Source organism: Spirosoma arcticum, from assembly GCF_054779955.1.
The window spans coordinates 1-506 of record NZ_BAAGXG010000074.1 but is presented as its reverse complement, the minus strand read 5'-3'; the positions used below and the strand labels follow the sequence as shown (position 1 = coordinate 506).

Sequence of the window (506 nt, the reverse complement as noted above, 5' to 3'; positions counted from 1 at the left end):
CCAATGTATTGCAATTGACCAACGACATCGAACGATACAATGGCTGGTGCGTAGTTGGGCACCAGCTTGTCAATGTCTCTGGCGCGGATTGCCTCAACCCCCTGATTGATTAGCTGGCGGATGTGCGTTTCATCCGTTGCGTTACCGATTTCAGTTTCCATATCGTTATTTGTTAGTTTAAAGGGAACAGTCAATGTCTTTAAACGGATGAAATCATACAGGAATTAAACCCAATTAATTGGGAGAATCAGCCTGGCTCACATAGCCTGGCTGCTCATGGATTGCCGGGTTTAGGGCACTCGGAAAAAGGGGGTCCAGCTTGCTTTCCATTTCCTTGAATTTCTTTGCCTGGTAGCGACGGTGTGCTTCGACGCTTAGTCCGAAAAGGACTATGCCCAATCCGATATTGACATAATCAGATGAGGCAACCGCAAAGCTGGCCAACAGACCGGTAAAGACGCCGACCAGGATGCTGTTGAGCACGCCGATCATCCCAGGGCTGGTTA

At 48.8% G+C, this 506-nt stretch carries 1 protein-coding gene; it reads right to left on the bottom strand.

All coding sequences use genetic code 11. The features are described from left to right. Positions 1 to 234: 234 nt before the first annotated feature. A partial coding sequence (locus ACYVHB_RS32950) for a hypothetical protein (RefSeq protein WP_461056349.1) occupies positions 235 to 506 on the bottom strand: 272 nt, incomplete at its 5' end.